This is a genomic window from Saccharopolyspora antiqui (genome assembly GCF_052246905.1).
Taxonomy (GTDB): Bacteria; Actinomycetota; Actinomycetes; order Mycobacteriales; family Pseudonocardiaceae; genus Saccharopolyspora.
In genome coordinates, this window is sequence record NZ_JBQQBO010000031.1 from 1 (window position 1) to 13,378 (window position 13,378).

A 13,378-nucleotide genomic window follows, 5' to 3' on the forward strand; every position below is an offset into this window, starting at 1 on the left:
TCGGGTGAGGTGGGCGATTTCGCGCGAAATCGCCGTCTCCCACGCGGGGCGGGTGGCGATTTCGCGCGAAATCGCCAGGTCTGCCACCCGCACCGCGAAGCAGGACGAGTTCGAAGACAGGCCCTCAGACGCCGTCTCGACTCCGCCGATCCCCGACTCATGTATGTCCGGCTCACCGGACGAGTTCGCAGCAGGGGACGTTCTCCACCGGCAGGCCCGTCGGGAGTCCTTCGCCGCGGAAGATCCCGTTGCCCGGTGTGGTGCGCGACAGCGCGTCCGCGGCCAGCACGACCGCCGCGCCGGTCCAGGTGGTGCGTTCCTCGGGCCAGCGCTTGCCGTCGGCGTAGACCAACCCGGTCCAGTACGAGCCGTCCGGGTCGCGCAGGTGCTGCATCGCGGCCAACAGCTCCCGCGCCCGCTCCGGCTCGTCCACCGCATCGAGGCTCAACACCAGTTCGCAGGTCTCCGCACCGGTGACCCACGGGCGATCGTCGACGCAGCGCACCCCGAGCCCGTCGACCACGAAGTCCGACCAGCGCTCGAACAACCGCTGCCGCCCGGCCGCGCCGCGCAGCGCACCCCCCAGCACCGGGTAGTACCAGTCCATCGAATACCGGTGCTTCGGCGTGAACGCTTCGGGATGCCGACGCAACGCGTGCCCGAGCCTGCCCAACGCCACCTCCCAGCCCGGCTGCGGCCGGTCCAGGTACTCGGCGAGGGCCAACGCGCAGCGCAGGCTGTGGTGGATGCTGGAACACCCCGACAGCAGCGCTGCACCGGTCGGAACGCCGAACTCCCCCACCGCCCAGTCGATCTCGCCGCGCTCGCGCTGCACGGTGAGCACGAAGTCGACCGCGGCGCGCACCACCGGCCACATCCGCGCCGCGAACCGTCGATCGCCGCTGATCAGCACGTAATGCCACACCCCGACGGCCGGATAGGCGCAGAAGTTGGTGTCCGCCCCGGCGTCCTCGATCTGCCCGTCGCGCACCTGCAACGGCCAGGACCCGTCCGCGCGCTGGGTGTCGCGCAGCCACGAGTAGGCGCCCGCCGCCTCGGCGAGCAGGCCCGTCGCGGCCATCGCCATCGCGGACTCGACGTGGTCCCACGGGTCCACGTGCCCGCCCGGGAACCACGGCACCGCACCCGATGCCAGCTGGGTCGCGGCGATGGCCTTGCCGGTCTGGGCGGCTGCCTCGGCGGACAGCACGCCCGGTACTTCAGGCCCCGGCACGGGCAGTTCCCGGCTTGCCCAGGTAGACCGCGATGCTCTTGCCCAGCACGGGATCCAGCAGCTGTTCCGCGGTGCGGGTGATCCACGGCCGCTTCATCAGGTCCCAGACCAGGAACCGGTGGTAGAGCTTCGGCAGCGGGTGGTCGTCGTTGTCGGTGCCCACGGCGCACTTGAGCCACCAGTAAGGCGAGTGCAGCGCGTGCGCGTAGTGGTGGAACGCCGGGCGCAGGCCCGCGTCGCGGAGCTTGCCGATCAGCTCGTCGGCGGTGTAGATCCGCACGTGGCCGCCCTCGACCTGGTGGTATTCGTCGGACAGCGCCCAGCAGATCTGCTCCGGCCACCGGCGCGGCACCGTCACCACCACCCGGCCGCCGGGCTTGACGACGCGCACCATTTCGCGCATCGCCTTCTCGTCCTCGGGGATGTGCTCCATGATCTCCGAGGCGATCACGCAGTCGAAGTGCTCGTCGGGGAACGGCAGCGCCAGCGCGTCACCGGAGACGGTTTGCGCACTGGCGCCGTCGGGCACCTGGTTCTCGGCCTTCATCGCGGCGAACATCGCCGCCACGTTCGCCAACTCGGCGACGTCCTGGTCGAAGGCGATCACGTCCGCCCCGCGGCGATAGAGCTCGAAGGCGTGCCGCCCCGCACCGCAGCCCAGGTCCAGCACTCGCTGCCCCGGCCGCACGCCGAGCTTCTCGAAGTCCACCGTCAGCAACGCGCTGCTCCCTTCCCGACCCCGCGCGCGATCGCGTCGGCGTAGCAGTCGACCGTCGCGGCTGCCACCGATTTCCAGCTGTACTTCGCCAAAACCCGAGCGCGGCCCGCTGCGCCGAGCCGCTGCCGCCGATCGTCGGAGTCGAGCAGCGCGGCCAGCGCCTTGGCCAGCGCTTCGGCATCGCCCGGCGGAACCAGGTCGGCGCATTCGCCGTCGGGCCCGGCGACCTCCGGGATCGCCCCGGCGCGGCTGGCCACCAGCGGTGTCGCGCAGGCCATCGCCTCGACGGTCGGCAGCGAGAACCCCTCGTACAGCGACGGCACGCAGGCCACTTCGGCGGAGCCGAGCAGTTCCGCGAGCGCGGCGTCGCTGAGTCCGCTGACGGTGCGCACCACGTCCCCGATGGCCAGCTCCTCGATGCGCTGCTCGGTCGGGCCGCCGGGGGTCGGCCGGGCGACCAGCACCAGTTCCACGGTGCGTTCGGTGCGCAGCTTCGCGACCGCTTCGAGCAGCGTGCCGATGCCCTTCATCGGGGTGTCCGCGCTGGCCATCGCCACGATGCGGCCGGGCACCCGCGGCGCGGTCGGCGGCTTGAACACCTCGGCGTCCACCCCCAGCGGCACCACCCGCAACTGGCCGGGGGCGACCCCGAAATCGCGCCCGATGTCGGCCGCTGAGGACTCCGAGACGGTCAGCAGCTGCGGGATCCGCCGGGCCACCCGGCCCTGCATGCGGGTGAACCCGTACCAGCGGCGCACCCCGAGCCGCTGCCAGCCGGTGGCCCCGGCCAGCTCGACCCGGCGATCGTGCGTGATGGGGTGGTGCACCGTCGCCACCAGCGGGATTCCGGCTCGTTGCAGGGACAGCAGGCCGTAGCCGAGGCACTGGTTGTCGTGCACCACGTCGAACTCGTGGGATCGCGCGCGCAGCAGCTTCGCGGCGCGCAGGCTGAACGTCAGCGGCTCCGGGAACCCCGCGGACCACATGGTGGCGACCTCCAGCAGGTCGACGGTGTCACGCAGTTCCCGCCAGTTCGGGGTGCGGAACGGATCGGCCTCGTCGTAGAGGTCGAGGCTGTCCACCGCGGTCAGGTCCACGCCCGGAGCCAGCTCCGGGTACGGCTTCCCGGAGAACACCTCGACGTGGTGCCCCAGTTCGGCCAGCCCCTTGCTGAGGTGCCGGACGTAGACGCCTTGCCCGCCGCAGTGCGGCTTGCTCCGGTAGGACAGCAACGCGATCCGCACGACTCACCTCACACCGCCCGCGGCCGGCGGGCTGGGTAGACTGGAACATGTTTCGATCGAACCACGTCGATCACCTTAACCCGTCAGGGTGGTAGTGCGATGAGCTGCGTGGCGACGAACACGCGGTTTTCGACCAACGAGTTTTCGAGGGGACCGACGCTGCATGGAAAGCACTTCGCGCAATGTCCTCCAGGCGCTCCGGGACGACGAGACCGGTTCCACGGCCCAGCACGAACGCCGCAAGCGCATCATCGACGCGACCATCGCGCTGGCCACCAAGGGCGGCTACGACGCGGTCCAGATGCGAACCGTGGCGGAGAAGGCCGACGTGGCGCTGGGCACGCTCTACCGGTACTTCCCGTCCAAGGTCCACCTGCTGGTGACCGGCCTGGCCAGGGAGTTCGAGCGGGCCTTGGACAAGATGGACCGCACCAAGGTGACGGGTGAAACGCCTTACGAGCGGGTCATGTTCGTGCTCAGCCGCACCACCCGCTCGTTGCAGCGCAACCCGCAGCTGACCGAGGCGATGACCCGTGCCTTCATGTTCGCCGACACCTCCGCGGCGGCCGAGGTCGACACGGTCGCGGCGTTGGCCGAGCGGTTCTTCACCAATGCCATGACCGACGGCGAGCCGACCGACGAGGAGAAGGCGATCGCCCGTGTGATCACCGACGTATGGCTGTCCAACCTGGTCGCCTGGGTAACCCGCCGCGCATCGGCCTCGGACGTCTCCAACCGCCTGGAACTAACCGTCCGCCTGCTACTCGCCTGACCCGTTCAGGTGGTGGGTGAAGGGCACCTTTCGCCGACTATGCCGGTCGAAGGTGCCCTTCACCTCGAAAAGATCACTCGGGTGGGGTGGTGTAGTGCAGTGCTCCGTCCGTCTCGGATGAGGTGAGGATGCCTCGGGTGACGAGGACGTCCAGGTGGGCGTTGGTTTCGCCGACTGCCAGGACTTGGTTGAACAGGTCCAGGTCGAGCAGCTTGCGGTTGTGGCGCGTCCAGCCGAGTTTCAGGGCTGCCTCGTAGGCGGTGCTCGCACCGCTGCGGACCACTTCGGCGGTTTGGTCCAGGCGTTGTTCGTGGTGTTGCAGCAGTTCCGCGATTCGGGTGTGCGAGCTGCCGGTGACCGGGCCGTGTGCCGGTAGCAGCCGCATGTCCGGGTAGGACCGCATCAGCCGCAGCGAATCCAGGTAGTCGCGCAGCGGGAGTTCGGCGCGTTCGGGTTCGACGCCGATGGACGGCGTGATGTGCGGCAGGACGTGGTCGCCGGAGAACAGCAGCGCGGACGCCGAATCCAGGAACACCAGGTGCCCCCGGGTGTGTCCCGGAGTCGGCACGGCGAGCAGGGTGCGGCTCGCCAGCGGGATCTCCACCTTGCCTTCCAGCCATTCGTCCGGCAGTTCGTAGGGGCTGCGCGACTTCGGCGGCTTGCCGCCGAACGCGTCGGCCAACTTCGCCAGCAGTTCGTCGGCGCCCCACCGCCGCAGGCGCCGCGCCTCAGCGTCCTGCCGATTGGCGATGATCGCCGCCACCGAGGGCTGCTCGTCGGCGCCGAGGCTGATCCGGGATCCGAAGGTGCGGCGCAGCGTCACCGCGAGCGTGTAGTGGTCGCGGTGCGCGTGGGTGACCAGGAAGCGCTGCACGTCCTCGAAGCCGTAACCCAGCTTGCCCAACGCGGATTCGAGCTGGTCGCGGGCCTCATCAAGGGCCCAGCCGGAGTCGATGAGCACCAGGCCGTCGGTGTCCTCGATGGCGTAGACGTTAACCGCCCGCAGCCCGTCGCCTGGCAGTGGCAGTGGAATCCGGTGCACGCCCGGCGCCACCTCGAACACCCCCGGCTCGATCCAGGCGTGACGCGCTTCTGCCGCACCGTCTTTCACCGTCGACCTCCCGTTGGCAGCACACCGCTCCAGCGAGCCTAACCCGACGCTCCCCCGGGCCCGCCGGATTCGCTGCTTCTTCAAGGAGATTTTTCACGCCGGAAAAGGCGAGCGGAGCTCGGCAGCACGTGCTCGTGAGTGCAGATCCCGGCTCTTACCGGAACAACCACTCACGAGCCAGCAGCAGATTCGTCCACTGCGGACGAGGGGAACTCTCGACCGTTGTCCCGGGCGGGCGCCGCTCACCCGGAGAGTCACGTCCCGTACACCGGCTCCGGTTCGGGGGCTTCGGTGAGCAGTTCGCGCACCACCGGGCCGATCTCCGCCGGTTCCCACCGCCGCCCCGCGTCGCGGGACGGGCCGCGGCGCCACCCGGTGGCCACCGTCAGCTGACCGCCCTGGACCTCGAAAACCCGCCCGGTGACGTCACCCGCCGCCGCGCTGCCCAACCAGACCACCAGCGGCGAGACGTTCTCCGGTGCCATCCCGTCGAATCCGTCGGCGGGCCGCGCCATCGAGTCGGCGAAGACGTCCTCGGTCATCCGGGTCCGCGCCGACGGTGCGATCGCGTTCACCGTGACGCCGTACCGCGCGAGTTCGGCGGCGGTGTTGACGGTGAGCGCGACGATTCCGGCCTTCGCGGCGGCGTAGTTGGTCTGCCCGATGCTGCCGAGCAGCCCGGCGCCGGAGGTGGTGTTGACGACCCGGGCCCGCACCGGCGCACCGGCTTTCGCGCGATCCCGCCAGTACTCCGCCGCGTGGCGCAGTGTCGCGGCATGCCCCTTGAGGTGCACCCGGATCACCTGGTCCCACTCGGCTTCGGTCAGGTTGACGAACATCCGGTCGCGCACGACACCCGCGTTGTTCACCAGCACATCGAGGCCGCCGAAGCGCTCCACGGCGAAGGCCACCAGTTCGCGCGCCTGCTCCCAGTCGGCGACGTCGGCGCCGTGCACCACGGCTTCGCCGCCCAGCGCCCGGATCTCGGCGACCACCTGCTGGGCGGGCTGGTCGCCGCCGCCGCTGCCGTCGAGTCCCACGCCGAGGTCGTTGACCACGACCTTCGCGCCCTGCCGGGCGAATTCCAGCGCGTGCGCCCGTCCCAGGCCGCGCCCGGCGCCCGTGACGATCACGACTCGGCCTGCGCAGATCACCCGTCTCCTCCGGTCCGCACCGCGGTGAGGTAGGCCGACCGTTCGCCGCCGCCGTCCACCGTCACCGTCGAGCCGGTGATGTGCGAGGCCATCGGCGAGGCCAGGAAGGCGCACGCGTTGCCCACGTCCGCTGGCTCGGCGAGCCGCCCCATCGGCACGATGGCGCTGATCGCGGCCGGTTCGTCGCCGTAGTGCTCCGCCTGGTCGTCCGATCGGACCAGGCCGACGGCGACCGCGTTCACCCGGACTCGCGGCGCGAATTCCTGCGCGAGGGTGCCGGTGAGGTTCTCCAATCCGGCCTTGGCCGCGCCGTAGGCGGCGGTGCCCGGCGACGGGCGCCTGCCCGAGACGCTGCTGATCATGATGATGCAGCCGCCGTGCGCGGCCAGCACCGGTCGGGCGTGCTGCGCGACGAGCAGCGGGGCGATCAGGTTCAGCTCGACGATCTTGCGGTGCAGCCGGATCGAGGCGCTGGCGGTGTCGGCCACCGGTGTGCCGCCCGCATTGTTGACCACCACGTCGAGCCGCCCCGATCGGCGCACGACGTCCGCGATCAAATCCTCGACCTGCTCTTCATCCCGCACATCCGCCAGCCGGAACCGCGCCGACCGCGCACCGTGCGCCGGGAGCCGCTCGACCGGTTTTCGCGCGCAGGTGTAGACCTGGGCACCGGCTCGCAGGAACGTCTCGGCGATCCCGGCTCCGATGCCGCGGGTGCCGCCGGTCACCAGCACGACGCGGCCGGCGAGGTCGATCTCGATGGCCATCCGGCCTCCCGTTCGGTGCTGGCGGCACGTCCTCCGGTGTTGCTACCGTAACAAGCCAACCAAACAAGTGCTAGGTTCGGTAGGTGTCATGGGCACGCACATCGAACGCCGGGACCGCGGGGTCGTGGTCCTCACCGTCGATCATCCGCCGGTGAACGCAATCCCGGTGCGGGGTTGGCACGATCTCGCCGCGGCACTGCGCACCAGCGGCACCGACCCGGAAACCCGCGTGGTGGTGCTGCAAGCCGCGGGACGGGGCTTCAACGCGGGTGTGGACATCAAGGAACTCGCCGCGGACAGCGGACACACCAAGCTCGTCGCGGTAAACCACGGTTGTTACGCCGCGTTCAAGGCCGTCTACGAGTGCCCGGTGCCGGTGATCAGCGCGGTGCACGGGTTCTGCTTGGGCGGCGGGATCGGACTGGTGGGCAACTCCGACATCATCATCGCCGCCGAGGACGCCACCTTCGGGCTGCCCGAGGTGGATCGCGGTGCGCTCGGTGCGGCCACCCACCTGTCCCGGCTGGTGCCGCAGCACACGATGCGCGCGATGTTCTACACCGGTCAGACCGTCACCGCGCGACAACTGCTGAACTTCGGTTCGGTGTGGCAGGTGGTGCCCCGCGAGGAGTTGGCCGACGCGGCGCTGCGGCTGGCCGAGGAGATCGCCGCCAAGGACCCGCTGGTGGTGCGCAGGGCCAAGGAATCGCTCAACGGCATCGACCCGATCGACGTCAACCGCAGCTACCGCTTCGAGCAGGGCTTCACCTTCGAACTCAACCTCACCGGGGTGTCCGACCGGGCCCGCGCCGAATTCGTCCACAACGGACCAGAAGCGGAGGCGTAGTGCAGGACAAGGTGTTGACCACCGACGACGTGGTCTCCCGGTTGGCCGACGGCATGACGATCGGCATCGGCGGCTGGGGGTCGCGCCGCAAGCCGATGGCGCTGGTCCGCGCGATCCTGCGCACCCCGCTGCGGGACCTGACCCTGGTCTCCTACGGCGGGCCGGACGTCGGATTGCTCTGCGCGGCGGGCAAAGTCCGCGAGGTCGTCTTCGGATTCGTGTCGCTGGACTCGATCGCGCTCGACCCGCACTTCCGGGCCGCCCGCCAACGCGGCGAACTGGCAGTGGCGGAGTACGACGAGGGCATGGTGCTGGCGGGATTGCGCGCCGCTGCCGCGCGGTTGCCCTTCCTGCCCACTCGCGCCGGACTGGGTTCGGATGTGCTGGCGCTCAATCCCGGCCTGCGCACGGTGACCTCGCCCTACCCCGACGGCGAGGAACTGGTGGCGATGCCCGCCCTGCACCTCGACGTGGCGCTGGTGCACATGAACCGGGCGGACCGCTTCGGCAACGCCCAATACCTCGGCCCGGACCCGTATTTCGACGATCTGATGTGCGCGGCGGCTCGGCACAGCTTCGTCAGCTGCGAGCAGCTCGTCCCGACCGAAGAGCTGCTGGCGGGCGGACCGCCGCAGTCGTTGCTGATCAACCGGATCCACCCGGATGGCGTGGTGGAGACACCGCGCGGGGCGCATTTCACCAGCTGCGCACCGGACTACTGGCGGGACGAGGCGTTCCAACGCCGATACGCCACCAGCGCCAAACCGCAGCAGTGGGCGGCCTTCCGTGAAGAGTTCCTCGACGGCGACGAGCAGAGCTACCAAGCAGCGGTCACAGCCTTCCACGCTCAGGAAAGGGTTAGTGGTCGCCTTGCGTAGCAGTGCGGGTAGCGGAACCTCAGAAGCCTTCTCGGCTCCGGGATCCCCGACTCATGTATGTCCGCTTCGCTCAAGTCTCCAGTAGCCGCAGCACAAAGTTAGGAGTACCGGCGTGACGATCAGCCGAGCTGAAGTCTGCGCTGTCGCGTGTGCTGACACCTGGCGCGATGCCGGTGCGGTGCTGGCCTCGCCGTTCGGGGTGATCCCGTCGATCGGTGCCCGGCTGGCCCGGCTGACCACCGCGCCCGACCTGCTGCTCACCGACGGTGAGGCGATGCTGCTGGCCGAACCGACCGCGTTGGGCGCCGAGGCCACCGGCACCGTGGAAGGTTGGATGCCTTACGGCCGGGTGCTCGACCTGCTCGCCGGTGGGCGGCGGCGGGTCATGATGGGCGCCTCGCAGGTGGATCGCTACGGCAACCAGAACATCTCCCGCATCGGGCCGTGGGACAAGCCGAAGGTCCAGCTGATCGGGGTGCGCGGTGCGCCGGGCAACACGGTCAACCACACCACCAACTACTGGGTCGCCAAGCACAGCACCAAGGTCTTCGTGACATCCGTCGATCTGGTCGCCGGGGTCGGCCACGACCGGGCGCGGCAGGTCGGCGCGCGGTTCCACGACGTGCGGGTGGTGGTCAGCGATCTGGCGGTGCTGGACTTCACCGGTCCGGACCGCGCCATGCGGCTGCGTTCGGTGCATCCGGGTGTCAGCGTCGCGGACGTCCAGGCGCGGACCGGGTTCGAGCTCGCGATCGACTCGGTCGCCGAGACCCGGCTGCCCACCGACGAGGAGTTGGCGCTGATCCGGCACCGGATCGATCCGGCGAACCTGCGCGACCAGGAGGTTCCGGGGTGATCCCGCAGCTGCTGCGCACCACGCTGTGCGAGCTGACCGGAGTTCGCCATCCCGTGGTGCAGACCGGAATGGGCTGGGTGGCCGGTCCCAGCCTGGTGTCGGCCACCGCTGAAGCTGGCGGGCTGGGCGTCCTCGCCTCCGCGACGATGACGCTGCCGCAGTTGGCCGATGCGGTGCGCGAGGTCAAGGGCCGCACCGCGAACCCGTTCGGCGTCAACCTGCGGGCCGACGCCGCCGACGCCGAAGAGCGCGTCGACCTGCTGATCCGCGAGCAGGTGAAGGTCGCGTCCTTCGCGCTGGCCCCCAGCCAGCGGTTGATCGGCAAGCTCAAGGACGCCGGAGTCGTGGTCATCCCGTCGATCGGCGCCCGGCGGCACGCCGAGAAGGTGGCCGGTTGGGGCGCGGACGCCGTCCTGGTGCAGGGCGGCGAAGGCGGTGGCCACACCGGGTCCGTCGCGACGACGCTGCTGTTGCCGCAGGTGGTCGACGCGGTGGACATCCCGGTGATCGCGGCCGGTGGCTTCTTCGACGGCCGCGGCTTGGCCGCCGCGTTGTGCTACGGCGCGGCCGGGGTGGCGATGGGCACCCGGTTCCTGCTGACCTCCGACAGCCGGGTACCGCGCGAAGTCAAGCAGTCCTATTTGGACGCTGCCGTGTCGGACACCGTGGTGACTTCCCGGATCGATGGTCTGCCGCACCGGATGCTGCGCACCGAGCTGACCGAGGCGGCCGAGTCCCGCGGCCTGCTGCGCAGGCTGCCCGACGCGCTGCGGCAGGCCGTCGCGTTCAAGGCGATGACCGGCATGAGCTGGCGGCGGCTCATCACCGACGGCCTGGCGATGCGGCGCGCGCAGCACCTGCCGCTGGCTCGGGTGCTGCTGGCCGCCAACACCCCGATGCTGATCAAGTCCGCGCTGGTGGACGGCCGCGCCGATGCCGGGGTGCTGCCCGCCGGTCAGGCGGTCGGAGTCATCGACGAGCTGCCCAGCTGCGAGGAGCTGATCGACCGCATCGTCACCGAAGCGGCGCGCGTGCTCTCGACCATCACCGAGATGGCGCGCCCACAATCCCGTCACACAGGATTTTGATGTACTGGTCCGCGATGACGTTGGCGGTGAGCTTTCCGCGCGGGTTGTACCAGTGCACGGTCGTCCACACCATGTCGCGGATGAAGCGGTAGGCCAACTTGACGTTGAGGTCGGCGCGGAAGGCGCCGGAGCGCTGCCCCTCCTGCAACACCCTGGTCCAGGTCCGCTCGAACTCGTTGGCCGCCTGTTGCAGGTAGCCGAACCGCTCGAACTGCGCGAGGTACTTCGATTCGTTCTGGAAGATCGCGATCGCCGCCTGGTGGTGCTGCATCGCACCGAAGGACTGCCGGATGAGTTCGGTGATGGCGGTGCGCGGATCGCTGGCCTCCCGCAGCACCTGCTCGTTGGTCCGGCGCTGGGCGTCGAGGAACTCGCGGAGGATCTCGTCGACCATCGACTCCTTGGAGTCGAAGTGGTGGTACAGGCTGCCGGAGAGGATGCCCGCGGCATCGGCGATGTCCCGCACGGTCGTCGCGAGGAAGCCTCGGCTGGCGAACAGCTCACCGGCGATGGCCAGCAGCTCGGCGCGCCGTTCGGAGCCGGAGTCCCGCGCCGGGCGGTTGCGGGCGGACAAGCGCTTGGTCGATACCACGGAACCATCCTCTCAGAACCTCTCCTCGAACTCGTCTTGGGTGGTGGTGCGGGGGTGCCGGTCGCGTACGTGGGCCAAGCGGCTTCGCCGCTTCAAAACACGATCACGAACAGGGCGATCAGAGCCCTGTTCCCGGCCTCGGTTCGGCCGGGTCACGGGTGCTGGTTGCTGACCGAGATGACCTCGCCGGTGAGGTAGGTCGAATAGTCGCTGGCCAGGAAGACGACCGCGTTGGCGACCTCCCACGGCTGCGCGGATCGGCCGAAGGCCTCCCGCGCGGTGAGTTCCGCGAGCAGCTCGTCGGAAGTCACCTTCGCCAGGTTCTCGTGCATCACCAGGCTCGGCGCGACCGCGTTGATCCGCACGCCCAGCGGCGCCGCATCGAGCGCCGCGCACCTGGTCAGCGCCATCACCCCGGCCTTCGCAGCCGCGTAGTGGGCCTGCCCGGCCTGCGCGCGCCAGCCGATCACCGAAGCGTTGTTGACCACCACACCGGCGTTGCCCTGCTCGCGGAAGAGCCGGACCGCCGCTCGGGTGCACCGGAAGGTGCCGTTCAGCGTGACGTCCAGGACCCGGTGCCACTGCTCGTCGGTCATGTCCAGGATCGACGCCGTTCCGCCCAGCCCGGCGTTGTTCACCACCACGTCGACCTGCCCGAAGGTGCTGGTCGCGGCGTCGAACATCCGCTGCACCTGCGTTTCGTCGGTCACGTCGCAGGCCACCGCCGCGATCTCGGCACCGGGCAGCTCGGCGAGTTCGGCGCGGGTGGCGGCCAACCGCCGCTCGTGCCGGTCGCTGATCAGCACCCGCGCGCCTTCCGCCAGCATCCGGCGGGCCACCGCCGAGCCGATCCCGGTGCCCGCCGCGGCGGTGACCACGGCGGTCTTGCCGACCAGCAATCCGTGCGCGGGCGGCGGAGCTGTCATGGCCTGGCCTCCCTGGGCAGGCCGAGCACGCGCTCGGCGATGATGTTGCGCTGGATCTCGTTGGAGCCGCCGTAGATCGTGTCGGCGCGGCTGAACAGGAACAGCCGCTGCCAGGCGTCGAGGTCGTACGGCGCACCCCTGGTGAGCAGTCCGCCCGCCCCGGCCACCTCCATCGCCAGCTCGCCGAGCCCCCGGTGGAAAGTGGACCAGAGCAGCTTCACCACCGAGGACTCCGAACCGGGCGGACCGGCCGCGCCCAGGGTCCGCAACACCGTGCAGCGCAGCGCCTCCAACCCGATCCAGGCCTGCGCGATCCGGTCCCGCAGCAGCGGATCGTCGATGGATCCGTTGGCACGGGCCAGTTCGGTGATGGCGGCGAGTTCGCGGCGGAACACGACCTGCTGGTCGACCGTGCCGATACCCCGTTCGAAGCCGAGCGTGCCCATCGCGACCCGCCAACCGGCCCCGATCTCGCCGACCACGTTGACCGCGTCGGTGCGGGCGTCGTCGAAGAACACCTCGTTGAACTCCGAGGTGCCGGTCAGCTGCCGGATCGGCCGCACCTGCACGCCCGGCTGGTCCATCGGCACCAGCAGGTAGGACAGGCCGTGGTGGCGGCGCTGCCCGGGATCGGTGCGGACCAGCACGAAGCACCAGTCCGCGACGTGCGCCAACGACGTCCACACCTTCTGCCCGTCGATCACCCACTCGTCGCCGCGCAGCTCGGCGGTGGTGGCCACGTTCGCCAGGTCGGATCCGGCGCCCGGCTCGGAGTAGCCCTGGCACCACAGCTCGCGCACCGCGACGATCTCCGGCAGGAACCGCCGCTGCTGCGCCGGGCTGCCGAAGGCGATCAGCGTCGGGCCGAGCAGTTCCTCGCCGATGTGACCGACCCGCACCGGCGCCTCGGCCCGCGCGTACTCCTCGTGGAAGATCACCTGCTGCTGCACGGTGGCCGCCCGGCCGCCGTGCTCGCGGGGCCAGCCCAGGCAGGTCCAGCCGTGTTCGGCCAGCAGCCGGTCCCACGCCAACCGCTCGGCGAAGCCCTCGTGCTCGCGGCCCGGCCCGCCCAGCCCGCGAGCCGCGGCGAACTCCCCGGCGAGGTGGTCGCCGAGCCATTCCCGCACCTCGTGGCGGAACTCCGCCTCCGCCGCGCTGTCGGTGAGGTCCACGCGCCCTCCCAGCTGCTCG

14 protein-coding genes are annotated in these 13,378 nt (G+C 70.3%); 5 read left to right on the plus strand and 9 right to left on the minus strand.

What is annotated here, in order from left to right; translation table 11 throughout:
- Positions 1-172 precede the first annotated feature (172 nt).
- The 3 genes from ACTWQN_RS33165 to ACTWQN_RS33175 are packed head-to-tail and all read right to left on the minus strand — an operon-like array spanning position 173 to position 3,196.
- A complete protein-coding gene (locus ACTWQN_RS33165) occupies positions 173-1,234 on the minus strand; it encodes a glycoside hydrolase family protein (protein ID WP_443207591.1) in 1,062 nt (353 codons plus the stop codon).
- Positions 1,221-1,943 (minus strand): class I SAM-dependent methyltransferase, encoded by a 723-nt coding sequence (locus ACTWQN_RS33170; protein ID WP_443207663.1) that lies wholly within the window; start codon positions 1,941-1,943, stop codon positions 1,221-1,223. Before ACTWQN_RS33170 ends, ACTWQN_RS33165 begins: the two co-directional genes overlap by 14 nt.
- Before the next feature lie 2 nt (positions 1,944-1,945).
- Positions 1,946-3,196 (minus strand): glycosyltransferase family 4 protein, encoded by a 1,251-nt coding sequence (locus tag ACTWQN_RS33175; protein WP_443207592.1) that lies wholly within the window; start codon positions 3,194-3,196, stop codon positions 1,946-1,948.
- A gap of 163 nt (positions 3,197-3,359) precedes the next feature.
- Here ACTWQN_RS33175 and kstR point away from each other — a divergent pair, with 163 nt between their 5' ends.
- Complete coding sequence (kstR, locus tag ACTWQN_RS33180; protein WP_443207593.1) at positions 3,360-3,968, plus strand: cholesterol catabolism transcriptional regulator KstR; 609 nt, start codon at positions 3,360-3,362, stop codon at positions 3,966-3,968.
- Between the two features lie 73 nt (positions 3,969-4,041).
- On the opposite strand, the gene ACTWQN_RS33185 is transcribed toward kstR, so the two are convergent.
- The 3 genes from ACTWQN_RS33185 to ACTWQN_RS33195 form a co-directional block, all read right to left on the minus strand.
- The gene (locus ACTWQN_RS33185) at positions 4,042-5,079 is read right to left on the minus strand and encodes an MBL fold metallo-hydrolase (RefSeq protein WP_443207594.1); all 1,038 of its coding nucleotides are present in this window, start codon (positions 5,077-5,079) and stop codon (positions 4,042-4,044) included.
- A 254-nt stretch (positions 5,080-5,333) separates the two neighbouring features.
- Positions 5,334-6,230, minus strand: coding sequence for an SDR family oxidoreductase (locus ACTWQN_RS33190; RefSeq protein WP_443207664.1), 897 nt, complete (start codon positions 6,228-6,230; stop codon positions 5,334-5,336).
- Positions 6,230-7,000: an SDR family oxidoreductase gene (locus ACTWQN_RS33195; protein ID WP_443207595.1), complete on the minus strand. Its 771-nt coding sequence runs from the start codon at positions 6,998-7,000 to the stop codon at positions 6,230-6,232. Before ACTWQN_RS33195 ends, ACTWQN_RS33190 begins: the two co-directional genes overlap by 1 nt.
- Before the next feature lie 88 nt (positions 7,001-7,088).
- On the opposite strand from ACTWQN_RS33195, the gene ACTWQN_RS33200 reads away from it, so the two are divergent.
- The 4 genes from ACTWQN_RS33200 (at position 7,089) to ACTWQN_RS33215 (ending at position 10,669) form a co-directional block, all read left to right on the plus strand.
- A complete protein-coding gene (locus ACTWQN_RS33200; protein ID WP_443207596.1) occupies positions 7,089-7,847 on the plus strand; it encodes an enoyl-CoA hydratase family protein in 759 nt (252 codons plus the stop codon).
- Positions 7,847-8,725 carry a CoA transferase subunit A gene (locus ACTWQN_RS33205; protein WP_443207597.1) on the plus strand — a complete coding sequence of 293 codons (879 nt, stop codon included), beginning with the start codon at positions 7,847-7,849 and terminating at the stop codon, positions 8,723-8,725. Before ACTWQN_RS33200 ends, ACTWQN_RS33205 begins: the two co-directional genes overlap by 1 nt.
- A gap of 112 nt (positions 8,726-8,837) precedes the next feature.
- Positions 8,838-9,581, plus strand: coding sequence for a CoA-transferase subunit beta (locus ACTWQN_RS33210; RefSeq protein WP_443207598.1), 744 nt, complete (start codon positions 8,838-8,840; stop codon positions 9,579-9,581).
- A gap of 11 nt (positions 9,582-9,592) precedes the next feature.
- On the plus strand, positions 9,593-10,669 hold the full coding sequence (locus ACTWQN_RS33215) for an NAD(P)H-dependent flavin oxidoreductase (protein WP_443207665.1): 1,077 nt from the start codon (positions 9,593-9,595) through the stop codon (positions 10,667-10,669).
- Here ACTWQN_RS33215 and ACTWQN_RS33220 read toward each other — a convergent pair.
- The 3 genes from ACTWQN_RS33220 to ACTWQN_RS33230 all read right to left on the minus strand — a co-directional run bounded on the left by ACTWQN_RS33220 (position 10,626) and on the right by ACTWQN_RS33230 (position 13,359).
- On the minus strand, positions 10,626-11,261 hold the full coding sequence (locus tag ACTWQN_RS33220) for a TetR/AcrR family transcriptional regulator (RefSeq protein ID WP_443207599.1): 636 nt from the start codon (positions 11,259-11,261) through the stop codon (positions 10,626-10,628). The two genes, ACTWQN_RS33215 and ACTWQN_RS33220, sit on opposite strands and share 44 nt — an antisense overlap.
- A gap of 152 nt (positions 11,262-11,413) precedes the next feature.
- A complete protein-coding gene (locus tag ACTWQN_RS33225; protein ID WP_443207600.1) occupies positions 11,414-12,187 on the minus strand; it encodes an SDR family oxidoreductase in 774 nt (257 codons plus the stop codon).
- The gene (locus ACTWQN_RS33230) at positions 12,184-13,359 is read right to left on the minus strand and encodes an acyl-CoA dehydrogenase family protein (protein WP_443207601.1); all 1,176 of its coding nucleotides are present in this window, start codon (positions 13,357-13,359) and stop codon (positions 12,184-12,186) included. The genes ACTWQN_RS33225 and ACTWQN_RS33230 overlap by 4 nt, the downstream gene beginning before the upstream one ends.
- Between the last annotated feature and the right edge of the window lie 19 nt (positions 13,360-13,378).

Coding starts and splice junctions, on each gene's coding strand:
- kstR (WP_443207593.1), top strand. CDS start 3,360: ATGGAAAGCACTTCGCGCAATGTCCTCCAGGCGCTCCGGGACGACGAG.
- ACTWQN_RS33225 (WP_443207600.1), bottom strand. CDS start 12,187: ATGACAGCTCCGCCGCCCGCGCACGGATTGCTGGTCGGCAAGACCGCC.
- ACTWQN_RS33200 (WP_443207596.1), top strand. CDS start 7,089: ATGGGCACGCACATCGAACGCCGGGACCGCGGGGTCGTGGTCCTCACC.
- ACTWQN_RS33195 (WP_443207595.1), bottom strand. CDS start 7,000: ATGGCCATCGAGATCGACCTCGCCGGCCGCGTCGTGCTGGTGACCGGC.